Genomic DNA, 407 nt, shown 5'->3' on the forward strand with positions numbered 1-407 from the left:
ATGTATCACCTCTATCGCCTGAAACAGAAGAAGGCGATCCCCGACCTGCCGATCTACCTCAACAGCCCCATGGCCACCGATGTCACTCGCTTGTACCAGCGTTTTCGCAGTGAGCACCGGCTGTCGCTGGAGGAATGCGAAGGCATGTGCCATGCCGCGCACTTCGTGCGTTCGGTCAGAGACTCCATGGACCTTGACCTACAGCGCACCCCCGCGGTGATTATCGCTGCCAGCGGCATGGCCACCGGCGGGCGGGTGCTTCATCACCTCAAGGCGCTGGCGCCCAACCCGCTCAATACGCTGCTGGTTCCCGGTTTCCAGGCCGGGGGAACTCGCGGTGCGCAGATCATCGCCGGTGCCCCATCGGTGCGGATTCATGGCAAGGACGTGCCGATTCGGGCCGAAGT

General features: G+C 62.9%; 1 pseudogene. It reads left to right on the forward strand.

Annotation, left to right across the window (positions count from 1 at the left end):
• Nucleotides 1-407, forward strand: a pseudogene (locus AC1DH9_RS31085) (MBL fold metallo-hydrolase); the annotation flags it as partial.

This window comes from Pseudomonas sp. 05T35, assembly GCF_056396605.1.